This window comes from Streptomyces sp. NPDC047000, from assembly GCF_040644295.1.
Lineage (GTDB): Bacteria > Actinomycetota > Actinomycetes > Streptomycetales > Streptomycetaceae > Streptomyces.
Genome location: NZ_JBEYWE010000037.1, coordinates 39,649 through 62,721 on the forward strand (window position 1 = coordinate 39,649; position 23,073 = coordinate 62,721).

The window sequence follows — 23,073 nt, forward strand, 5'->3', positions numbered from 1 at the left end:
GACATTCAGCTCCCCTCCCGTTCCGCGGGCCGGCTGCCCGGTACCGCCGGGCGATGGTAGCGAGGGGGCACGAAGCCGACCACCGCCAGCCCGCTCTCCGGCCCGCCGTTGTGGGCGCTGTGCTCGATCGCGGGCGGCACGTAATAGACGTCGCCGTCGGCGAACAGGGACTCTTCCGCACCGATCTGCATGGAGTACTTCCCTGAGACCGACACCCCGAACTGCTCGTGCCGGTGTTTGTGCCTGACCATCGAACCGTCGGCCGACAGGTCCGCGACCATGAATTCGAACCAGTCGCCGACGATGAAGGAGACCGTCAGCCCCTGCTTGCCCGGACGGCCCGGTACGAGGTCCAGGAAGCCCGACCCCGTCGGGCCGCGACCGTCCCCGGCGCGCTTCAGGTCGAGGCCGATCGCCACCTCGGTCCCTTCGTTGCGGGCCCAGTGCCCGACCCCCGATGTCACTCCATAGCCGGTCCGGAGCTCCGTCAGGAGGTGCTCGCCCTGTCCCTCGATGCCGAACGTGAACGAGCCGCGCAGGCACATCCCGGCCTGCGACTCGGGATGCGAGTGCGGGGGGATCGCGGCGCCGGGCAGGATTTCCGAGACGATCAGTTCCATGTCGCCCAGGCGGTACGACGTGGAATTCACGCGGGGTGCGAGGTCCACCGTGCGTCCGGCCGGGAAATATTCAGACATCACACTCTCCATTGACGGAACGACGGACCTTTCCCCGGAGATCGAGGAAATCAGGATCAATGCCCATGGCCTTCTCGAACGCATGCCGCACGGGCGCCGGCTGTCCGAATTGAACGGCATATGAGGGGTCGGAGTTCAGCCGCCAGTCGAACACCCTCCTGAGGCGTTCCTCGAAGAAGGTGCGGTCGACGCCGTCGCGGTACATCTGGCGTTTGTCCAAGGGAAGCAGAATGCATCGGTTCGATGCGGGATCGCGGATGACGCCCTGCGGATCCTCACCGCGGCCGACGCGTTCCAGGTCCGCGAAGAGCCGCTTGCGGAGCATGACGATCCCCGCGTCGCTCCGTCCCAGACGCTCGCCGGTGCGGTCCGCTGTCGCCCCTTGTCCGACCCAGGCCGCGAAATCCTGGTTCAGGATGTGGCTGGTCAGCAATTCGCCGTCGTCATCGACCACCGGGCCGTACCAGTAGGGAATCGATTCCTGCTCGGTCGCGGGCATGTCCGTCGGGATCGGCGAGTAGTGCCAGACGATATTGAGCGTGGTGGTGTCGTCGATCGGGACGCGCCACTCAAGGTTGCTTCCGGTGTAGAGGACGTTGGGCCACAGGCACGCGATCCCGCTGGTCTCCGGTCGGCTGGTCGGCGCGACCGGGGCGGCCAACGCCGTGGTCAGTTCGGCACTGCGGGCCACGACGATGCCGAACTCGAATTCCTGGAATTCGAGGCCCGAGTGCCGGGGGCCGCGATCCGGGCTCCCGGGCTCGCTCTCCCGCACGATGTAGTTGGTGTGCCTCCATTCGAAGTGAACCGGGTCCACGGAGTTCTCGTGGCATTGCAGCCAGTTGCACGGAAGCTCGGACAGGATGACCTGCACGAACCCGCGGCGCCAGGTGAACGGCTCGAACATGGGGACGAGCGGGGCCGGAGCCGGGCCGAGATAGGCCCAGATCATGCCGGCGAAGGCCACTGCCTGATAGGCGTCGATCTTGACCTTGTCCCGAAACGGCGCCGATGAACCGACCATGTCCTCATAAGGCTGTTCGACACAGCTTCCGGACCTGTCGAACATCCAGCCGTGGTAGGAGCAGCGCAGGCTCTGCCCCTCCGTCCAGCCCTGCCCCAGATCTGCGCCCCGGTGCGGACAACGGCGTTGCACCAGGCCGTATCCGTCCGTATCGGTGCGATACAGGACCAGGTCCTCACCCATCAGCCGGACGGGCTTCACGTTCTTCTCGGCGAGCTCCGAGACCGCGGCGACCGGATGCCAGTACCGGCGCAGCAGCGCACCCATCGGAGTCCCGGGGCCCACCCGGGTCAGTGCGTGGTTCTTTGCTTCGGAGAGCACTTCGACACGTCCTTTCAGGTCATGGCACACCGCGTGGAGCAACCGTCCTCTTCGTGGCCTCAGCCGCGCGGCTCACCGTGGCCGGTCATGAGCGTGCGCAGATACGGGGAACCGGACAGCAGGTCTTCGTACCGGCCGTGGGCGAGCACCTTGCCGGCCTCGACGACGATCACCTGGTCTGCGGTCTCGAGCACCGACAACCGGTGGGCGACGACGATCAGCGTCCGGTCGGAGGCGGACAGCCCTCTGAAGATCGCCTGCTCGGTGGCACTGTCCAATGCGCTCGTCGCCTCGTCGAGGATCAGCAAGCGCGGTTTGCGGACCAAGCCGCGGGCGAGGGCGATCCGCTGCCGCTGGCCACCGGACAGGCCCAGTCCTCCGGGACCGAGCAGCGTCTCGTAACGCATGGGGAGCGCCATGATGTCGTCATGGACGCACGCGAGCCTCGCCGCCTGCTGGACCTCTTCCAGCGACGTCCCCGGCTGGGCGTAGGTGATGTTCTCCCGGACGGTGCCGGCGAAGAGCCGGGAATCCTGTGCGACGTACGAGATCGAGCGCCTCAGCAGCACTCGGTCGAGCTGGGCCATGGGGATGCCGCCGATGAGGACCGACCCGCTGTTGGGGGTCTGGAGCCCGGCGATGACGGACGCCAGCGTCGACTTGCCGGAACCCGACCTTCCCAGGACGGCCGTGAGGGTTCCGCCTTCGAAACGGACATCGATCTGACTCAGGGCCGGGCCGGAGTCTCCCGCATACGCGAACGACACGTTCCGGACCTCGACGGGGCCGCTCACGTCGTCCGGTTGCACGCTGTCCGTGGGACGTTCCTCCGGCTCGGCGCCCAGGATGTCCGTCAGCCGGGCGAGTGTCGCGCCGAGGCCGCCGACCTGCAGGGCGCTCTGGACGAGGCTCGCCAACGGCACGAACATCCCGGCGGCCAGCGAGGTGAACCCCACCACCGAGCTCAGTGACGCCGCACCGCTCGACATCTTGAAGTACCCCAGGTCGAGCACCACCAGCGGGGCGAGGAACTGGATGGTCGCGCTCATCGCCGAGCCGATGACCTGGTTCCTCCGGCTCACGCCCCGCTGGTTGATCTCGTCGATGAGGCTCTGGCTCCAACGGTCGTGCGCGGTGTCCTCCAGACCGCAGGCCTTGATCGTCTGAAGTCCGTCCAGCAGTTCGAGGAGCGCGCCCTCCGAGACCGACTGCCGCTCCAGCTCCGCCGCGGACAAAGAGCGCTGCCGCTTCCAGAACAGGAGGAGGACGGCCACCATCACGGCGGCCAACGCCATGCAGAGCAGGGCGAACTGTACGTCGACCACCAGCAGCAGGACCAGGTAGACCAGCACCAGCGTGCCGTCGAACAGGGTGGAGAGAGCCGCACCCGTCAGGACCTGCCGGACCGCCGAGCTGGTCCGCACCCGCATCGCCAGATCACCCGGGTTCCGCTTGGTGAAATATTCGTACGGCAGGGAAAGCAGATGGCCGAACACGCCGAGGGTGACGCGGCGGTCCGCGATCGACTGGAGCGCCAGGAGCGCCAGGCCGCGGACCATGTGGAGCAGCGCGAACGACACGCCCGCCGCGAGCGCGAGGCACAGGATGACGGCTGCCTGCCCCGACCGGTTTCCGGTGCCGGTGCGGGCGACCACGTAGGAAGCGGCGAACGGGGTGGCGAAGTTGAAGACGATCAGCAGGAACGACGCCACTGCGAGGCGTGTCCAGCGGCGGTCCCGGGTGACGAACAGCCTGAGGTACTGCCAGGAACTCTGTGCGACGCCGGGCCCACGGCGGTGCACCGGCGCGCGGCCGTCGACGAGCGGTGCTTCGAACTCGAGTGCCACCCCGGTGAACACGTCGGCGAGTTCGCCCAGTCTGAAGCGCCGGCGCCCCACAGCGGGATCGACGATGTAGGCGTGTGTGGCAGTCGCTTGTTCGAGCACGACGAAGTGGTTGAAGTTCCAGAACAGGATGCTGCCGCTCTTCAGGCGGCCGAGCCCGCCCACGCCGACGCGCACACCACGCCCGAGCGCCCCGAAGTGCCGGGCGGCCCGGAGGAGCGCCTGCGCGGAGACTCCCGTCTGTCCTCCGTCGAGGCGGCGCCGCACCGTCGCGATGTCCACATCGATGCCCAGGAAGGCCAGTACCATCGCCAGGCACGTGGGCCCGCAGTCGGCGCTCTCCGTCTGGTAGAAGACCGGTACCCGGTGACCACGCCGGCCCGGTGCCACTCCAGGGACTGCCGCGATGAGCCGGCGCAGCCTTCCCTGCCTCTGTCCCGTCAGCAGTCCGGGCAGGGTCAGGGCATCTCCCAGACGTCGGCCGACACCATTCCGTTCAGCCGCCTGACGGCTGAACCTGGCCCGGCCGACGGGCCCTGCCACCGGAGGCGCGGCCCGGCCGGGATCGGTCGCTTCCTCAGATTCGATCATGAATGGGGACTCCCCTCGGGAAGAGCGGTTCTGTCCGGACGCAGGGCGGACGACGGAAGTCAGCCCATCAGGATCCGCTCGACGTCGTTCCTCATCTGCCACGCTGCGGCCTCGGTGAGGCGGGCCCGGTTGACCCTCAGATCGAAGCGAACGCGGTCGGCCCAGCTCCCGACCCTCAGATGCACTCCGCCGACCACCCGCTCGATCCGAGGGGCGTAGGCGCCGTAGTCCACGGTGAGGTCGCCCACCACGGTCCTGCGCTGCAGGCGAGGGTGGTTGATGTAAGCGAGGCGCACGCTGCGCTCCGGTCCTCGCGCCGGATCCCCCAGACCGGCGATCTCGCCGGTCTCGACGGTCTCCCGGGTGACCCGCCGGTGCCCCAGCAGGTCGAGCCAGTCGCCGGTGAGCGTTCGAACGAGGTCGGACGGCGCGGTGCGGCGGTCGACGACCATCGGCAGGCCCAGCGTGAGCATGCCGAGCAGTCGCCGTTCCCTGGTGCTCCGGGTGTCCACCGGAAGCCAGATCGCGGTGGAGTCCGCATCCGTGTGCTCGAATACGGCCAGGGCCAGGGCGTGCTGGATCCAGACGAGCTCGGTGGCGTTGCCGGCCCGTGCCGCCTGCCGCATCCTGCGAAGCCGCTCGCCGTCGAGGACGAAGCTCGTCTCCAGGGTCCCGGCCTCCGCCGGGTCCGCATCGGGAACCGAGGAGGCGAGAAAGCCCCATTCCTGGGGTATCCGGGCGTACCGGCGCCGCCAGAAACCGGCGATGTCCCTGCCGTCGGCAGCCGGGGATCCGCGCCGTGCGGCCACGCTCAGGAACTGCGGGCTCGGTGCGGTGAAGGCTTCGCGATCGCCCCGGCGCCGGCGATACGCCTGCCACAGGTCCCCGCCGAAGATCGCCCGGACGCTGCCGTCGACCGCGAACTGGGAGAAGGTCGCGACAAATGCATGGAGATCGGGCGCGTAGCGGAGCAACCGCAGCCGGAACGGGAACTCCGTCCGCAGGTCCCAGGGTTCGGCGACATCCTTCGTGGCCAGGCCGGCGACATACCGGGAGAACCGTTCCTCGGAACCGGCTTTGACTTTCTGGCACCTGACCAGCTCGGTCGGCGGAGGCGTCGCCCTCTCCCACTGATGGGGCCCGGAGTTCCCGCACTCACAGATCGCCAGCCGCAGCGCGTCATGGCTGCCGACGACGTCACCTGTGCCGGCGATGAACGCCTGGATGTCCAGGGGCCCTTGGATGCGGTACGAGAGTTCCAGGGTCGGCCCGGCACTCATGTCACCCCGCAGAGCCCGTAAGACCGAGAGCTGTGGGAGCGTCAGCGGTACCGTCTCCCGACCCTGGTGGCGCATTGCGTCATCTCCCTGTCGTCGACAATCCTGGCCGACATCCGGAATCTCGGGTGCCGGCCAGGATCGAGTCGCTGCCTAGTTCGTGCAGCCGTTGATCGCGGCACCGCCGATGATGTCGGCAAGGGCCTCGTCGGACAGGGACTCGATGTCCACGATCTCGGTGTCGAAGTACTCCATGGTTCACCTCCCCTACGCGTATCAGTTGTTACGGTTTCATCCCCGGCCCGAGCCGCCCGTGAGCTTTTGCCTCGATCGGGGATGAGTCTTCATCGCGGCGAACGCTCGCGCACCAGAGCGGCCAGGCGGGCTATGGTGACGCTGGCTCCGATGTCGAAGAAACCCAATCGGACACCGTATTCCTGGTTCAGGACTTCGACGATCTCGATGAAGCAGAGAGAGTCTCCGCCGCACTCCCAGAAGTCGTCTTCCACGCCCACGCCCCGGATCTCCAGGCGCTCCTCCCAGAGCTCGGCGAGTTCCTGTTCCACAGGGTCGGCCGGAGGTGTATGGACGTACTCCGACAGAATCCGAGGAGATGGTCCGTCCGGGCCGGCCGCATAGTCGCACCAGCCCGACGGCGCCCATCGGAGTCCGTCGACGAATCGCACTCGCCGTACGTCGATGCCATAGCATCCACGGAACGCCAGGCGAATATCGACCCCGGACCCGAGTCCATCGACAGATGCGTAGACCGTGAACTCCGGAGTCTCGTGAAAGGCGGCACCCAGGACGTCTTCGCACATTCCGCGGAACAGAGTGACGTCAAGCTCCCGTGGCACGGAACCCCTTCCGGTCGAATATCTTCCTGATGGCGACGGCATCGGGCTTGCCGATCTCCGACCGAGGGATCTCGGTCACGCGGATACAGACCTCGGGAAGCTCGTGATCCTTGATCCGAGAGGCACAGAAACTCTGGATCGCCGGCAGATCGAGCTCGGCCACGGAGTCCCGCAGCACCAGCAGCGCTCCTGTCGTGTCCCGCTCCGCGCCCGTGAGCGCGACGCATTCGGCGTCCAGGACGTCCGGATGGGTTCGCAGTACCAGCGACAGCCGGCCGAGCCACATGACCCCGCTGGAGGTGGCGGCCCGGTTCGCGGCACGGTCGAAGACATAGAGGTATCCGTCTTCGTCGAGCCACCCCATGTCGCCCAGGCTCACGTAACCGTCGTCGGTGTGCCGGAGCCAGGGGGCGGCCGAGCGGGCCCGGCCGGCCGCCCCCAGCCGACGGAGATAGATACGGCCGATGCCGCCCGCACCCTGTGCCTGCCCTGGGACGTCCCCTATCCGCAGGTGTGTCAGCAGTCCGCGCCCCACCGAGCCGGGCTTCGCCAGCCACTCGGAGCCGTTGATCACGGTGACGCCGACACCCTCGGTGCCGCCGTACATCTCGAAAACGCGTTCGCCCCCCAAAAGGTCTATCCACGCCTGCTTGAGCGGTGCAGGACAGGGGAGGGCGGTGTGCAGAATTCCGGTCAGGCTCTTCAATCGTTGTGGATCACGTGTGGCCGCGGGCAGAAGGGCTTTCATGTAATGGGGAGTGACCATGAGCCAGCCGATGCGGTGATCCGCGATCGTGTTCAGGAGGTCCTCGGGCTCCATCGGCTTCGCCAGGACGATCTGATTCCGATCCAGTACGCCTTGTACCAGCGCGGCCACCGTCCCGATGTGATGGATCGGGAGAGTGATGAGCTGCCGCTGTCCGGACCGCCAGCCACACGCTCGGAACACGAGGTCGGGAATGGTTCTCGGATCGTAGTCGCCCAGATTCCAGAAGGGAACGATCTTCGGAACACCCGTCGAACCGCTCGTGGTCAGGAGATATCGTGGACGGCGGTGTTCGGTGGTGTGCTCCCACCGTGTGAGATGAACGGTGGCAGCGGATTCCCGACCGGGTTCCGATGACGATGACCCGGGCACTCGGAGATACCGCGTCCGGGTACTCAGTCCCGCGTTGCCCAGCGCGCCGGACAGTGCTTCGGCGTCGAGCTGCGGAGCGTACGGGAGTACGGTGACGCCCGCACACAGGGCAGCCAGAATGATCTTCGTCGTTTCGATGGAAACCGTCGCGGGATGGCAGACGACGGCGGCACCGTTCAGATCACGATTCCAGGCACGGAGGAGATCCGCGATCCCCCGGACGTCGTCGACCAGACACCGGTAGGTGACTTCCCGGGAGGATCGGCCGGCTGCAACCTCGATGATTGCCGGGAAATCCGGTGCTTCGGCTGCCAGTTCGGTCAGTTTCTCCGATATCGGCATCGCATTCACGGCGCGCGGCACGGCCTACCTCCCATCGCAATACTTGATTCCTGGTCGTGATACGTCCACGGCGGTTTCCGGGTCGTCGATTTCCGGAAGGGTGCGGTGCGGATTCCTGCCCTGTGCGGGTACAGGGTCCGGAGTTCAGGGCAGCGCCGGGGCCACACCGCGGCGGCGCAGTTCGGGCAATACCCCTTCTCCGACCCAGTATGCTTCCTCCAGATGCGGAAACCCGGAGAGAACGAATTCTTCGATGCCCAGCGCGGCGTACTCTTCGATCCGGTCGGCCACCTCGGTATGACCACCCACCAGTGCGGTTCCCACTCCGCCACGGAGCAGCCCCACCCCCGCCCAGATGTTCGGGTAGATCTCCAGGTCTGTGGCGTCCCGGCTGGAGAGGAACTTCTCTGTCAGCGCCCGCTGCCGGGCCTGCCCGGTCGATTCGATGCCGGCCAGGACGTTCTGCACTTTTCTCACCTGGACGGGGTCCATCTTGTTCAGCAGGCGCTGCGCGACGGTCCGGGCCTCCGCGGAGCTGTCCCGGGAAATCACATGGAACCGGATACCGAAACGGACGCGACGTCCCTCCTCGTCGGCGAGCTTCCGGATCCATGCGATCTTCTCCGCGATCCGATCGGGTGGCTCGCCCCAGGTCAGGTACACATCCGCATGGCGAGCCGCGATCGGCCCGGCCGGGCCCGAAGACCCGCCGAAGTACAACGCGGGCAGCGGGTCCGGAGGTTCGGACACCGTCGCTCCCCGCACGTCGTAGTACCCGCCCTTGAAGTCGAACGGCGTGCCGTTCCACGCGCCCCGAAGGACGGTCAGGAACTCTCCGGCCCGGGCGTATCTCTGCTCCTTGGGGAGGTGGTCGCCGAACCGGGCCTGCTCCGCGCTCTCCCCGCCCGCGACCACGTTCAGCAGCAGTCTTCCCTCGGAAAGGCGCTGGAAAGTCGCCGCCATCTGGGCGCTCAGCGTGGGTGACACCAGACCCGGCCGGAAAGCGACCAGGAACTTCAACCGCTCGGTCTCGTGGAGCAGTGCCGCGGTGGTCAGCCAGGCGTCTTCGAACCAGGTACCCGTGGGAGTGAGCACCGCCTCGAATCCGAGCTGCTCCGCCGCCCGGGCGACCAGCCCCAAGTACCCCATGTCCGGCGCCCGGAACCGGTCCGTGCCGCCTTCGCAGGCCGGTTCCGCCCGTCGGCCGGGGCCATGGGTGCCGTGCGTTCCCACGGCCAACGACCGGCTGTCCCCGGCCGTCGGCAGGAACCAGTGAAACTTCGCTGACATCGATTCCCTCACGCGGTGGCGATGAAGAGACGTCCTGTCGGGGAGGACTGCCGTACGCACAGCACGTCGGAGAAGCCGGCATCCGACAGCTTGTCGCCCCACTCGGACTCGGTGAGGAGCTTCCGGCCCATGAACTGCTGGTGCATGTAGGTGACCAGGGCACTGAAACGCCGCTCCCAGCCGGTCGCCGCATACGGGACGGCATCGGTGACGGCCAGGAGGCCGCCTTCGGGCAGCGCGGCCCGGCAGTTGCGCAGTACCGCGTCCGCGGTGGCTTCCTCCTCGGGCAGCATGTCGTGGAAGACGAATCCCGCCGTGATCATGTCGGCACCCGCCAGGACGGCGTCGTCCGTGGCGAGGGACTGGATGGACCTCTCCACGACCGTCAGCCGGTCGGCGACGCCACCGGACGCGGCGAGAACCCTGGCGGCCGCACAGGCGTCGTGGGCCAGATCCAGGGCCACCCCGGTGGTGTCCGGCAACCGCTGGAGGACATCGATGAGCATCCTCGCCGTACCCGCGCCCAGATCGACGATCCGGGTGGGCGCGGCCTCGAGGACGACCGAGACCAGCGAGGGATAGAACGCCATCTCCCCCTGCCACTGGGACGAGACCGCCACCTGCTCCATGTCCCGGCGGTATGCCGTGCGAGCCGATTCTGGGTCCTCGAGGAATGCGCGGGCATGCTCGATGAACGGTCGGTTCGCGTTGAGTGCCCACGAGAGGTAGCCGGCCTGGTAACGAAGCGTCGGGAACGAGGGAGCGGCGCGGAAGGCACCTTCCCGGTCGGGAACCTTTTCGATGATGGCGGCGGCCTCGTAGGTCGTCAGCAGCATCTCCACGCCGGCGACGGGAAGGTTCACCGCGGCGGCCAGTGCCGCGGCCTCCACTGCCTCGTCGTCTTCGAGATAGGGCAGGATTCCGAGACGCTGACCGATTTCGAGCAGGGCGCTCACGGCGGCCAGATCCGGGGCCGGACCGAACGCCTCGGGAGCCGACCGGCAATCGACGAACCGGACAGGGGAACGGTGCGTTTTCGTGTCACTCACTTCCACTTCGACCGCTTTCATGAGTCTGCATCAGGGTTTCGAATGTGCCCGAGTCCGGAATAGAGACACCAGATCATGGTCGGCTCGAACTCCTCCACGGGACGGAGCCCGGCCGCCCTCTGTACGACGTCCAGCGATCCGATACAGGCATCGACACGGCCTTCCTCCGCCAACCGCACCGCGATCGGCTTGGAATCGCAGAATCGGAGTTCCACGTCTGCCGGAAAGATCTTTTGAGCGAAGGCCGCGGTGGCCGGGTGCAGCGCGACGCTGCGGACCTCGGAGGCAGCGCCCGCACGGTCGACGTTGACGGCGGCGCACATCTTCTTGGTGGGGCTCTCCCAGAGGCCGACCATGCTCATGCGTCCCTGGAAGCGGAAATGCAGGTTCACCCAGCTGTCGCGCAAGATATTGTCCGAGACGGTCAGGTGGCCGGCTGGTACGAGGGCAAGGACGGACTCTTGCTCGGCGTAGTCCATGACCTCCGGAACGGTCGGAAGCGTGACCACTTCGGAGAAGTATTTGCGTGCCTCATGGACCGAGTCCGTCCCGCGGGGTCCCAGCGTGGCAACCGCGGTGCGGACGTCGATACCCGGTGGCGGGGAAGGCCTGATACCGAACACGGCATCACCCGGCGGAGTTCTGATCGCCAGCACTGGGAATCCCTTCAGGGGTCGACGTGGCGCCCATCCTGTATCGCACGGCCTCCTGCCTCTCTCGTTTTCCCCTCGCTTTCTTCAACCCACGCTACGGGCCCCTTGTTGACGCACAGTTCATGCGCAGTGGATGACCAGTGACCCGTGACCAGTTACGGGTGACGTGTGACTGTGTTTGCGGAACCCGAGGTGTCCGTGACCGGTGACATCACCGGGCCGGCCGGTGCGGCGCCGCTGACGGCGGGCCGCCGCGAAGCCCGCCGTGCCGAGCGGGGTCCGGCCGGGGCGGAGGGCGAACGCCGGGGCTGCCGCGCGTCAGGTGCTGTCCCGGGTGCGGTGAACCGCCCGGTTACCGTGGAGCCCGGTGATCCGGTTCCGGGCGACCACGGGGCCTGCTCCCGGCCCCGCCGGCAGCCGCGTCCGTACGCGGGGGTGGTACGTGGTCCGAAGGAGACGGGCGCGCTGGGCAGGGGCCTGTCTCCCTAGCACTCGATGATGTTGACCGCCAGGCCGCCCCGGGCCGTCTCCTTGTACTTGACCGACATGTCCGCGCCGGTGTCCTTCATCGTCTTGATGACCTTGTCCAGGGAGACCAGGTGCGAGCCGTCCCCGCGCATCGCCATCCGCGCCGCGGTGACCGCCTTCACCGCGGCCATGCCGTTGCGCTCGATGCAGGGGATCTGGACCAGTCCGCCGACCGGGTCGCAGGTGAGGCCGAGGTTGTGCTCCATGCCGATCTCCGCGGCGTTCTCGACCTGTTCCGGCGTGCCGCCCAGCACCTCGGCGAGGGCGCCGGCCGCCATCGAGCAGGCGGAGCCCACCTCGCCCTGGCAGCCCACCTCGGCGCCGGAGATGGACGCGTTCTCCTTGAACAGCATCCCGATCGCGCCCGCCGCGAGGAGGAAGCGCACCACGCCGTCCTCGTCGGCGCCGGGGACGAAGTCGAGGTAGTAGTGCAGTACCGCCGGGATGATGCCGGCCGCTCCGTTGGTGGGCGCGGTGACCACCCGGCCGCCCGCCGCGTTCTCCTCGTTCACCGCCATCGCGTACAGCGTGATCCACTCCATCGAATGAGCCAACGGGTCACCCTCGGAGCGGAGCTGACGGGCCGTCATGGCGGCGCGGCGGCGTACCTTCAGGCCGCCCGGCAGGATGCCCTCCCGGGACAGACCGCGCGCCACGCACTCCCGCATCACCCGCCAGATCTCCAGCAGCCCGGCGCGGATCTCGTCCTCGGTGCGCCAGGCACGCTCGTTCTCCAGCATGAGCGAGGAGATCGACAGGCCCGTCTCCCGTGTGCGGCGCAGCAGTTCGTCACCGGTGCGGAAGGGATACTTCAGGACGGTGTCGTCCAGCACGATACGGTCGGCGCCCACCGCGTCCTCGTCCACCACGAAGCCGCCGCCCACCGAGTAGTACGTCTTCGCCAGCAGCTCCGTGCCCGAGGCGTCGTACGCCCCGAGGGACATGCCGTTCGCGTGGTAGGGGAGTGCCTTGCGGCGGTGCAGGACGAGGTCGTCGTCGCAGGAGAACGCGATCTCGTGGTCGCCGAGGAGACGGATACGGCCCGTGGAGCGGATCGTCTCCACCCGGTCGTCGGCGGTCTCCACGTCGACCGTGCGCGGGGAGGCGCCCTCCAGGCCGAGCAGCACCGCCTTCGGCGTGCCGTGACCGTGACCGGTCGCGCCGAGCGAGCCGTACAGCTCCGCGCGCAGCGAGGCCACCGGGTCGAGCAGCCCCTCGTTGCGCAGTCTGCGGGCGAACATCCGGGCCGCGCGCATCGGGCCCACGGTGTGGGAGCTCGACGGGCCGATGCCGACCGAGAACAGGTCGAAGACCGAGATGGCCACGGGACTCCTCCGGCAGGAACGATGAGGGCAGGGGTGTGGCGGTGGAACGGGAGCGGCACCGCGCCCAGCTGTGGACGGCCCTGCGTCCAGTGTGCGCGGTGCCGCTTGAAAGCGGCTGAACCGGGGACGGGGCTACGCGCCCAGACCCGGGTACAGCGGGTGCCGGCCGGTCAGCGCCGTCACCCTCGCATGGAGCGCCGCCGCGTCGTAGGACGGCTTCAGCGCCTCGGCGATCACGTCCGCGACCTCGGCGAAGTCCTCCGCCGTGAAGCCGCGCGTGGCCAGCGCCGGGGTGCCGATGCGCAGGCCCGACGTGACCATCGGCGGGCGCGGGTCGTCCGGCACCGCGTTGCGGTTGACGGTGATGCCGACCTCGTGCAGCCGGTCCTCGGCCTGCCGCCCGTCCAGCTCGGACGCGCGCAGGTCGACCAGGATCAGATGGACGTCCGTCCCCCCGGACAGCACGTTCACCCCGGCCGCCCTGGCGTCCGGCGCCGTGAGCCGCTCGGCGAGGATCCGCGCGCCCTCCAGCGTCCGCCGCTGGCGCTCCTTGAACTCCTCCGAGGCGGCGACCTTGAACGACACCGCCTTGGCCGCGATCACATGCTCCAGCGGACCGCCCTGGAAGCCCGGGAAGACGGACGAGTTCAGCTTCTTCGCGAACTCCTTCCGCGCGAGGATGATCCCGCCGCGCGGCCCGCCCAGCGTCTTGTGGGTGGTGGAGGTGACGACGTCCGCGTACTCCACCGGGTTCGGGTGCAGCCCCGCCGCGACCAGACCGGCGAAGTGCGCCATGTCGACCCACAGATACGCCCCGGCCTCGTCGGCGATCCGCCGGAACTCCGCGAAGTCCAGCTGCCGCGGGTACGCCGACCAGCCCGCGATGATCACCTTCGGCCGGTGCTCCTTGGCGAGCCGCTCGACCTCCGCCATGTCGACCAGACCGGTGTCCGGACCGACGTGATAGGCGACGACCTGGAACTGCTTGCCGGAGAAGTTCAGCCGCATCCCGTGGGTGAGGTGACCGCCGTGCGCCAGGTCCAGGCCCAGGATCGTGTCGCCGGGCTGGGCCAGCGCGAACAGGGCCGCCTGGTTGGCGGAGGCGCCCGAGTGCGGCTGGACGTTGGCGTACTCGGCGCCGAACAGGTCCTTCAGCCGGTCGATGGCGATCTGCTCGGCGACGTCGACGTGCTCGCAGCCGCCGTAGTAGCGGCGGCCGGGGTAGCCCTCGGCGTACTTGTTGGTGAGGACCGAGCCCTGCGCCTCCATCACCGCGAGCGGGGCGAAGTTCTCGGAGGCGATCATCTCGAGGGTGGACTGCTGGCGCTCCAGCTCGGCACCGACCGCGGCGGCGATCTCCGGGTCGAGCTCGTGCAGGGGCGTGTTCAGGACGGACATACGGTCGGACATACGGTTACGACTCCTCGCCGGTGGCGTAGGCGGTGTACTCGTCGGCGGACAGCAGGCCCTCCGGCTCGGCCGACGGCCGTACCCGGAACAGCCAGCCGCCTTCGAACGGCTCGGAGTTCACGAGGGACGGGTCGTCCACCACGTCCTCGTTGACCGCGGTGATCTCACCGGTGACCGGGGCGTACAGCTCGGACACCGACTTGGTCGACTCCAGCTCGCCGCAGGGCTCGCCCGCGGTCACCGTGTCGCCGACCGCCGGGAGCTGGACGTACACCACGTCACCGAGGGCGTTGGCCGCGTGCTCGGTGATGCCGACCGCCGACACGCCGTCCTCGGCGGCCGACAGCCACTCGTGTTCCTTGCTGTAGCGGAACTGCTGGGGGTTGCTCATGACCTGAATTCTCCTGTACGCGGGGGGCTGCGGTGACCCGGGTGACCGCGCTGACGGTGGTCACCCGGGTCACCGGACGATCGTGGTGAGGGTCGTACTGCGGTGGCCGGCCCGGCCGGGCCGGCCGCGGTGCGGCGCCGGTGGCTACTTCCGGCGCCGGTAGAACGGCAGCGCCACGACCTCGTACGGTTCGTGGCTGCCCCGGATGTCCACCCCGACCCCGGCCGTGCCGGGTGCCGAGTACGCGGCGTCGACGTAGGCCATCGCGATCGGCCTGCCCAGGGTGGGGGACGGCGCCCCGGAGGTGACCTCGCCGACCGCCTCACCCCCGGCGACCACCCGGTACCCGGCGCGCGGCACCCGGCGCCCCTCCGCGACCAGGCCGACCAGGACGCGCGGCGGGCTGACGGCGGCCCGCTCGGCGGCGGCCAGCAGCGCCTCGCGCCCCACGAAGCCGCCCTCCTTGCCGAACTTCACCACCCGGCCGAGCCCGGCGTCGAACGGGGTGAGCGCGGTGGACAGTTCGTGCCCGTACAGCGGCATCCCCGCCTCCAGTCGCAGCGTGTCACGGCAGGACAGCCCGCAGGGCACGAGACCTGCCCCGGCGCCCGCCTCGGTCAGCGCCTGCCACACCTTCTCTGCGTCGGCGGGGGAGACGAACAGTTCGAAACCGTCCTCGCCGGTGTAACCGGTGCGGGCGATCAGCGCCGGGACACCGGCGACCGTACCGGGCAGGCCGGCGTAGTACTTCAGGCCGCCGAGGGCGGCGTCGGTCAGGGACGCGAGGATGCCGGCGGACTCCGGGCCCTGCACGGCGAGCAACGCGTAGCTGTCCCGGTCGTCGCGCACCTCGGCGTCGAAGCCCGCGGCGCGCCCGGTCAGCGCGTCCAGCACCACCTGGGCGTTGGAGGCGTTGGCGACCACCAGGTACTCGGTCTCCGCGAGCCGGTAGACGATCAGGTCGTCCAGGATGCCGCCGTCCTCCCGGCAGATCATCGTGTAGCGGGCCCGGCCAACGGCCACCGCGGCGAGGTCGCCGACCAGGGCGTGGTTCAGCAGGGCGGCGGCCTGGACGCCCCGCACCGTGATCTCGCCCATGTGGGAGAGGTCGAACAGGCCGGCCCGGGTGCGGACGGCGGTGTGCTCGTCGCGCTCGGAGCCGTAGCGCAGGGGCATGTCCCAGCCGGCGAAGTCGGTCATCGTCGCGCCGAGCGAACGGTGCAGGGCGTCGAGCGCCGTACGGCGCGGGGCAGCGGGAAGGGAAGCGTCGGTACTGCTCATCGGTCGGTCTCCCAGGGCAGGGCAGGTCCGGACAGGGCTGGACAGGACGGGTGGAGGTGATCCTTGTCCTCCCCATCTGTCATCGGAACCTGAGAGGTTCGCCATGACGGCCGCGGGCCCCCGCGGGGGACGCCGGTGTCATGACTTGCACCGTGGGTGGGGCCGCCGGAGCCGGAGCACGGGAGTGCTGCGGCGGCGGCCCGCTTTTCAGATGTGCCTCGCCCGCGCGGTGACGGGGCCTGAGAGATTCAAGGGAGGGACTTGCTCCTTCGGCGTCCCGTGAGCGCTCTCGGCGAGCGCCGCAGGGAACTCTCCCGCGCGGATTCAAGCGGCCGGTATGCAGTTGGCGCGCACATCATCGCACGGGGTACGGCCCGGCGCCCTCCCGCGTCAGGAGTGATACCTCGCTTTACAGGTGTCACCCTTCTTTTCCAAGACGACCGCCGCTGATCGCCTTGCAATCTCGTGTCAGTAGCGTCGAGCTGCTTTGTGAATGACGATGCTCATATCCGGCCATCGTGAGAGACGTTTTTCGGCACCCGCGTGATCTGTGACCCGGCTGTTGCGGCGCACGGACCGAACCGCGGAACTCCGTGGATTACCGTTCCTTTACATTCGAGGGGCACAACCCCCCTCGGGGCCCAAGGGACACCCAAGGAAGAACCAGAGGACGACCAGGGAACGCTCAAAGGGAACCGAGGGCCGCTCCAGGGGAGGACGCGCACGTGAAGACGACGACGGTCAAAAGGACCACAGCCGCATACGCCACCACGGCGACCGCGGCCGCGGCAGCCGCCGCGGCCACCGGAGCCGCCCTGCCCGGCCGGCCCGCCCTCCCCGTCCGCGGGCACCGCGCCAAACGCACCGCGCCCGTCGTCCGTGACCTGCGCGAACGCGCCGGACGCAGCCCGCACGCCCTGGTCTTCGGCGCCCGCGACCTCGTCGTCGTGACCGGACTGCCCGGCAGCGGCAAGTCCACCTTCATGGACCGCGCGGTGCACGGCATCCGCGTCGACTCCCAGCACGCCCGCGACCGCTGGGCCGCCCGCCTGCCCCGCCTCCTCCCCTACGTCCTCTACCGCCCCGCCGTCCGCCTCGCCCACTACGCGGGGTTGCGCCGCGCCCTGCGCACCGGCGGGGGCGTCGCCGTGCACGACTGCGGCAGCCAGACCTGGGTGCGCGCCTGGCTGGCCCGCGAAGCCCGGCGCCGGGGCGGCACCCTGCATCTGCTGCTCCTCGACGTCACCCCCGACACCGCCCTCGCCGGCCAGCAGGAGCGCGGCCGGGGCGTCTCGCGGTACGCCTTCCTCCGGCACCGGCAGGCCACCGCCCGGCTGCTGCGCGCCGTGGAACGCGGCGACCTGCCCGACGGCTGCGGCTCGGCGGTCCTCCTCGACCGCGACGCGGCGGACGCGCTGCGACGGGTGTCGTTCACGGGATGACCCCTCCCCGCGGACGGACCGGACGGACCGGATAGGCCGGACGGACCGGACAGACCTGACCGGACCTGGCCCGGCCCGCCCAGGTCCGCCCCGGCGCCCCGGCCGATCCGATCCCCGCCGATCCGCGCCGATCCGCGCCGGTCCACGTCGATCAGGGTCGATCAAGGCCGATCCGGGCCGATCCGGGTCCCGCACCCGCTAGCCTTTCAGCCACAGCAGCGGTTCCCAGCAGGCGGTAGAACAGATGGACTTCCCGGCGGCGGACTTTCCCGCGGACTACCCGGCGCAGACGCACCCCCACCCGCACGGCGGTTGGCCCGGCAACGAGCTGGAGGAGGTGCTCTCCGCCTCCCTCGGCGTGCCCGCGGCCGCCGGCCGTATCGTCGAGGTCCTCGGCCGCAGCTTCCTCTGGGTGCCCCTGCCCAACGGCGGCGACCCGCACAGCACCGACCTCGACCTGCCCACCATGGAGATCGCCGGCCAGGCGTTCGTCCCGGTGTTCAGCTCCGAGGAGCAGTTCCGTCAGGTCGTCGGCTCCCACATGTCGTTCACCGTGGCGCCCGCCGTCGAGTTCGCCCGCGGTCTGCCCGCCCAGGTGGGCCTCGCCCTCAACCCCGACGGGGTCGTCGGCGTGCCCCTGCCCCCGCCGGCCGTGGCCGAGCTGTGCCGCAGCGGCCGTACCCAGCTCGACGGACCGGGCGCCGGCGCCCGCGTCCGCCTCTTCGAACCCGACTGGCAGGACGACCCCGTCGACTTCCTCGCCGCCGCCTCCGCCGAGTTCGCCGCCACGGGCATCGTCCTCACCGCCCGCCGCTGCCTCGCGTCGATCGAGACGGCCGACCCCGTCATGTTCGTCGGCGTCGAACTCACCCAGTGGGAGGGCGAACTGCGGGAACTCCCGCTGGACGCGCTCGGCCGCGCCCTCGGCCGGACCGCCGTCCCCTGGCCGGTCAACCTCGTCCTCCTCGACGTGGCCCAGGACCCCGTCGGCGAATGGCTCAGGCACCACGTGCGCCCCTTCTACCAGTACGGCCAGTAGGACACGTACGGCCGGGCCCGCCGGCCCCGCCCCCCACTCCGGTCCGCCGGGGCGCATCCGGCCGCCGCGGCACACCCGGCCCGCGCGCAACGAGGGCCGGGTCCCCGGGCGCTTAAGCTGGTTCCATAGTCCGGGGCAACGGGGCACATCCATGGAGGGGCGGTACAGGTGAGCGTGAGCGGCACCGCGACCGGACAGGTCGAGCACATGCTGCGCCAGGTGACGCCCGGGCGTTACGACGCCTACGAGGCCCTCCTGCGCGCCCTCGCCACCCCCTCCTCCGGCCAGGTCTGGATGCTCCTGTGGCACGGCCAGGCCGGTTCCCCCGACGCCCAGTACGGCACCATGGAGGTCGGCGGCCACGGCTACGCGCCCTGCGTCACCTCCGCCCAGGAACTCTCGGCCAGCGGCTGGAACCGGTCCTACGAGGTCGTCGACGGACTCGACGTCGCCCGCACCCTCTACCCCGACCACTACGGCCTCTGGCTCAATCCCCACGCCCCGGGCGGCGGCGTCGGCATCCCCTGGCCCGACCTCCGCCGTATCGCCACCGGCCTCGACCGCCAGCCCGCCGGACCCCTCAGACTCTCCGAACCCGGTATCGCGGTCCCCCACTTCTACGCGCTCCTCACCCAGAACGCCCACCGCACCCCCGCCCTGCGCTCCCTGCGCCGCGCCTGGGTCCAGCCCGCCCTCGGGGCGCCGTACCTCGCCATCGGCCTCGACGTCTACGACACCTCACCGCCCGCGGTCGACTCCGTGCGGGCGATGATGCAGCGGTCCATCGGGGCCGTACCCGACGGACTGCCCGTGTCGACCGTCGTCATGTCCGACGACCACGACCCCGTGGTGATGTGGCTGCGCGCCAACGCGCGGCCGTTCTACGACCGTGACGCGCACGGCGGCGCGGTGCCCGGCGGAGTGGCCGCCGGCGGCGTCGGCGCGGTGCCCGGCACGGGGTACGGGTTTCCGCCAGTGGGGTACTGAGCCCCGTTAACTGGAGTCCGCCCACCGGAGCCCCGCCCCCTGGAGCCCCGCTCACCGGGGCCCGCTCACCCAGCCGTGCTCGGCGCGGCCCCTCACCCGGCGTTGTTGACGGCATGGGCCACGCACCCGGGCCCACCCTGCCCGCTGAACCCCATCTCACCTGCGGCAACCGTGCCCTGACTCCTATTGACGCGCCGTTCTCCATAAGGGAATTGCCCGCGATGTGAGACGGGTATTGACGGGGCTATCCAATTCCGGTAATTGCGCACGCGTATCGCTCGGATTTCCCGCTTGCCGGTGCTCTCGTGACCCGCCCCGTGAACGAGTGCGCGGCCTGCCGCTATACGATCCGTACGGCCTCCGCGCAACCCCCTGTCTCGCCGTTCGGACACGGGTGGGAGCCCGGAGGTGGTCAATACCTTTTCGGATCCGCCGTAGGATTCACCCAGCAAACACATTCTCTGCGCGCGTAGACACAGTGACGTGTCCGAAGCGTGCCGAATTGCCGTTGAGTCGCCGACTGCTCCACATCCGGTACGTGCTACCCAGCGTTCGGATAACGGAATCCCCAGCAGAGCATCACGGTTGCGCATACATTCCCCGTCAGCTCTGGCGGGTGATCGTGAGCAAGCTGAAGACTCGCGGTTCAGAACATGGGGTCTCCTGATCCCGTGCTCCTGGTAAGACGACAAACCCGCACAAAGCGGCAGGCGCAGCCGGTCACCACCGGCGAGAGGGGTCTGGTCACAGTGACCGCACCGATCGAGACCACCGGGGCGGCAACCGAGGTACAGCCAGAAGCTGTCCTCGAGGGTGCCAGCAAGGGGCAGATCGAGGGTCGTTCCCTTGGACAGATCGCCTGGACCCGGTTCAAGAAGGACAGAGTGGCCGTCGCCGGTGGCGTCATCGTCATCCTGCTGATCCTCCTCGCGGTCCTCTCCCGCCCGATCCAGTCGATGTTCGGTCTGGACCCGAACGCCTTCCACCAGGACCTGATCAGCCCGGACACCTCGCTGCCCAAGAGCGGCTGGGGCGGTATGAGCCTGAGCCACCCGCTGGGCGTCGATCCCAAGTTCGGCCGCGACATCGCCACCCGCATCCTGGAGGGCTCCTGGGTGTCGCTGGTGGTCGCCTTCGGCGCCACGATCCTCTCGAACGTGATCGGCGCCATCCTCGGTGTCGTCGCCGGCTACTACGGTGGACGCGTCGACACGGTCATCAGCCGACTGATGGACATCTTCCTGGCCTTCCCGTTGCTGCTCTTCGCGATCGCCATCTCCGCGACCCTGCAGGGCGGCGCGTTCGGCCTCAACGGACTGCCGCTGCACCTCAGCGTGCTGATCTTCGTCATCGGCTTCTTCAACTGGCCCTACCTGGGCCGTATCGTGCGCGGTCAGACCCTGGCCCTGCGCGAGCGTGAGTTCATCGACGCCTCCCGGGGCATGGGCGCCAAGGGCCCGTACATCGTGTTCCGGGAACTGATGCCCAACCTGGTCGGTCCGATCATCGTCTACTCGACGCTGCTGATCCCGACCAACATCCTCTTCGAGGCGTCCCTCAGCTTCCTCGGCGTCGGCATCCAGCCTCCTCAGGCGTCCTGGGGCGGCATGCTCCGGGACGCGGTCACGTACTACCAGGTCGACCCCCAGTACATGATCGTCCCCGGTCTCGCCATCTTCGTGACCGTCCTGGCGTTCAACCTGCTGGGCGACGGTCTCCGCGATGCTCTCGACCCGCGCAGCCGCTGACGCCTGCCGCAGAGAGCCCGAAAAGTTTCCGACAATGAAGGGGAACCAGCCCATCATGCGAAGGTCAGCGCTGGCCGCCATTGCGGCCATCGGAAGTGCGAGTCTGCTCGTCGCAGGCTGCAGCAAGGCCGATGACAACTCGAACGACAACTCCAGCTCGGCCGGTGCCAACGCCGCGACCAAGGACGTCGTCAACGCCTCCTCGACGAAGGGCGGGACGCTCACCTACGAGCTGTCCGACGTCCCGGACTCGTTCGACCCGGGCAACACGTACTACGCGTACATGTACAACCTCAGCCGGCTGTGGGCCCGTCCGCTGATGACCTTCGAGCCCGGTGCCGGTTCCAAGGGCAACACCCTGGTCCCCGACCTCGCGGCGGGCAAGGGCGTCTCCAGCGACGGCGGCAAGACCTGGACGTACAAGCTGCGTGCGGGCGTGAAGTACCAGGACGGCACGGCGATCACGTCCAAGGACGTCAAGTACGCCGTCGAGCGCTCCAACTTCGCGCGTGACGTCCTCTCCCTCGGCCCGAACTACTTCCAGCAGTTCCTGGTCGGCGGCGACAAGTACAAGGGTCCCTACAAGGACAAGAGCGCCAAGGGCCTCTCGTCCATCGAGACCCCGGACGACACCACGATCGTCTTCCACCTGAAGCAGGCCTTCCAGGAGTTCGACTACCTGGTCGCCTCGCCGCAGACGGCCCCGGTCCCACAGGCCAAGGACAACGGCGTCGACTACGTCAAGAACATCGTGTCCTCGGGCTCGTACAAGTTCCAGAGCTACTCCGACGGCAAGCAGGCCGTCCTGGTGCGCAACGAGAACTGGGACGCGAAGACCGACCCGCTGCGCAAGCAGCTGCCGGACAAGATCGTCGTCAACCTCAAGGTCAACGCCGAGACGATCGACAAGGACGTCCTCGCCGGCGACGCGATCGACCTCGGCGGCACCGGCGTCCAGGCCGCGACCCAGGCGCAGATCCTCACCGACTCCGCCAAGAAGTCGAACTCCGACAACACCTACGGTGGCCGCCTGGTCTACATGGCGATCAACACCAAGGTGAAGCCGTTCGACAACGTCGCCTGCCGCAAGGCCGTGCAGTACGCGATCGACAAGGTCTCCGTCCAGACCGCCGAGGGCGGCCCGGTCCGCGGTGACATCGCCTCCACCGTCCTGCCGCCCGACATCCCGGGCTACGCGAAGGCGGACGTCTACGCCTCCACCGGCAGCAAGGGCGACGCCGCCAAGGCCAAGGAGCAGCTGAAGGCCTGCGGCAAGACGGCCGTCAGCACCAACATCACGGCCCGTTCCGACCGTCCGCAGGAGATCGACGCCGCCACGGCGATCATCAACTCCCTGAAGAAGGTCGGCATCAACGCCACCCTCAAGCAGTACCCGTCCGGCAAGTACTTCACCGACTACGCCGGTGTCCCGAAGTTCACCGAGAAGCAGAACATCGGCCTCATCATGATGCAGTGGGGTGCCGACTGGCCGTCCGGCTACGGCTTCCTCCAGCAGATCCTGAACGGCGCCGCCATCGGTGACTCCGGCAACACCAACCTGTCGCAGTACGACAACAAGGACGTCAACTCCCTTCTGGAGAAGGCGATCGCGACGCAGGACACCGCCGCGCGCAACGCCCTCTACACCCAGATCGACAAGAAGACCATGGACGACGCCGTCCTCGTGCCGCTGACCTACTTCAAGGTCCTGCTGGCGCGTCCGAAGGCCACCAACCTGGTTTCCTCGGCGGCCTTCAGCGGTCAGTACGACTACCTCAACATCGGCGTCGAGTCGAAGTAGCAGCCCCGGAAGGCAGGTGAAGGCATTGGTGCCCGCG

Annotated in this window: 18 protein-coding genes and 1 riboswitch; of the genes, 5 read left to right on the forward strand and 13 right to left on the reverse strand. The window is 68.8% G+C overall.

The window, feature by feature from the left end; translation table 11 throughout:
* Positions 1–5 precede the first annotated feature (5 nt).
* From ABZ862_RS34920 to gcvT, 13 genes are all read right to left on the reverse strand, one after another.
* Entirely contained in the window at positions 6–698 is a 693-nt protein-coding gene (locus ABZ862_RS34920; protein WP_360967411.1) for a cupin domain-containing protein, read from the reverse strand.
* Positions 691–2,043 (reverse strand): aromatic ring-hydroxylating dioxygenase subunit alpha, encoded by a 1,353-nt coding sequence (locus ABZ862_RS34925; RefSeq protein WP_360967414.1) that lies wholly within the window; start codon positions 2,041–2,043, stop codon positions 691–693. The genes ABZ862_RS34920 and ABZ862_RS34925 overlap by 8 nt, the downstream gene beginning before the upstream one ends.
* A gap of 59 nt (positions 2,044–2,102) precedes the next feature.
* Positions 2,103–4,361: a peptidase domain-containing ABC transporter gene (locus ABZ862_RS34930; protein ID WP_360967467.1), complete on the reverse strand. Its 2,259-nt coding sequence runs from the start codon at positions 4,359–4,361 to the stop codon at positions 2,103–2,105.
* A 176-nt stretch (positions 4,362–4,537) separates the two neighbouring features.
* Complete coding sequence (locus tag ABZ862_RS34935) at positions 4,538–5,758, reverse strand: condensation domain-containing protein (RefSeq protein ID WP_360967417.1); 1,221 nt, start codon at positions 5,756–5,758, stop codon at positions 4,538–4,540.
* Between the two features lie 341 nt (positions 5,759–6,099).
* Entirely contained in the window at positions 6,100–6,321 is a 222-nt protein-coding gene (locus ABZ862_RS34940; protein WP_360967419.1) for a phosphopantetheine-binding protein, read from the reverse strand.
* Between the two features lie 274 nt (positions 6,322–6,595).
* Entirely contained in the window at positions 6,596–8,113 is a 1,518-nt protein-coding gene (locus ABZ862_RS34945; protein WP_360967422.1) for an AMP-binding protein, read from the reverse strand.
* A 123-nt stretch (positions 8,114–8,236) separates the two neighbouring features.
* On the reverse strand, positions 8,237–9,382 hold the full coding sequence (locus tag ABZ862_RS34950) for an LLM class flavin-dependent oxidoreductase (protein ID WP_360967470.1): 1,146 nt from the start codon (positions 9,380–9,382) through the stop codon (positions 8,237–8,239).
* A gap of 8 nt (positions 9,383–9,390) precedes the next feature.
* Positions 9,391–10,338, reverse strand: a complete 948-nt coding sequence (locus ABZ862_RS34955; protein WP_360967425.1) for a methyltransferase — start codon at positions 10,336–10,338, stop codon at positions 9,391–9,393.
* Positions 10,339–10,448: 110 nt separating this feature from the next.
* Complete coding sequence (locus tag ABZ862_RS34960; RefSeq protein ID WP_360967428.1) at positions 10,449–11,087, reverse strand: hypothetical protein; 639 nt, start codon at positions 11,085–11,087, stop codon at positions 10,449–10,451.
* Between the two features lie 482 nt (positions 11,088–11,569).
* Positions 11,570–12,937, reverse strand: coding sequence for an L-serine ammonia-lyase (locus tag ABZ862_RS34965; RefSeq protein WP_360967431.1), 1,368 nt, complete (start codon positions 12,935–12,937; stop codon positions 11,570–11,572).
* Positions 12,938–13,069: 132 nt separating this feature from the next.
* Positions 13,070–14,335 (reverse strand): serine hydroxymethyltransferase, encoded by a 1,266-nt coding sequence (glyA, locus tag ABZ862_RS34970; protein ID WP_360967473.1) that lies wholly within the window; start codon positions 14,333–14,335, stop codon positions 13,070–13,072.
* Between the two features lie 16 nt (positions 14,336–14,351).
* A complete protein-coding gene (gene gcvH / locus ABZ862_RS34975; protein WP_360967434.1) occupies positions 14,352–14,738 on the reverse strand; it encodes a glycine cleavage system protein GcvH in 387 nt (128 codons plus the stop codon).
* Positions 14,739–14,882: 144 nt separating this feature from the next.
* Positions 14,883–16,019 (reverse strand): glycine cleavage system aminomethyltransferase GcvT, encoded by a 1,137-nt coding sequence (gene gcvT, locus ABZ862_RS34980; RefSeq protein ID WP_360967437.1) that lies wholly within the window; start codon positions 16,017–16,019, stop codon positions 14,883–14,885.
* 217 nt (positions 16,020–16,236) lie between these two features.
* Positions 16,237–16,346: riboswitch (glycine riboswitch) on the reverse strand.
* A gap of 488 nt (positions 16,347–16,834) precedes the next feature.
* On the opposite strand from gcvT, the gene ABZ862_RS34985 reads away from it, so the two are divergent.
* From ABZ862_RS34985 to ABZ862_RS35005, 5 genes are all read left to right on the forward strand, one after another.
* Entirely contained in the window at positions 16,835–17,461 is a 627-nt protein-coding gene (locus ABZ862_RS34985) for an AAA family ATPase (protein ID WP_360967476.1), read from the forward strand.
* A gap of 244 nt (positions 17,462–17,705) precedes the next feature.
* Positions 17,706–18,500: an enhanced serine sensitivity protein SseB gene (locus tag ABZ862_RS34990; RefSeq protein ID WP_360967439.1), complete on the forward strand. Its 795-nt coding sequence runs from the start codon at positions 17,706–17,708 to the stop codon at positions 18,498–18,500.
* A 168-nt stretch (positions 18,501–18,668) separates the two neighbouring features.
* Entirely contained in the window at positions 18,669–19,487 is an 819-nt protein-coding gene (locus tag ABZ862_RS34995; RefSeq protein WP_360967442.1) for an enhanced serine sensitivity protein SseB C-terminal domain-containing protein, read from the forward strand.
* A gap of 749 nt (positions 19,488–20,236) precedes the next feature.
* Positions 20,237–21,235: an ABC transporter permease gene (locus ABZ862_RS35000; RefSeq protein ID WP_360967445.1), complete on the forward strand. Its 999-nt coding sequence runs from the start codon at positions 20,237–20,239 to the stop codon at positions 21,233–21,235.
* A 34-nt stretch (positions 21,236–21,269) separates the two neighbouring features.
* A complete protein-coding gene (locus tag ABZ862_RS35005; RefSeq protein WP_360967448.1) occupies positions 21,270–23,036 on the forward strand; it encodes an ABC transporter substrate-binding protein in 1,767 nt (588 codons plus the stop codon).
* Positions 23,037–23,073 lie beyond the last annotated feature (37 nt).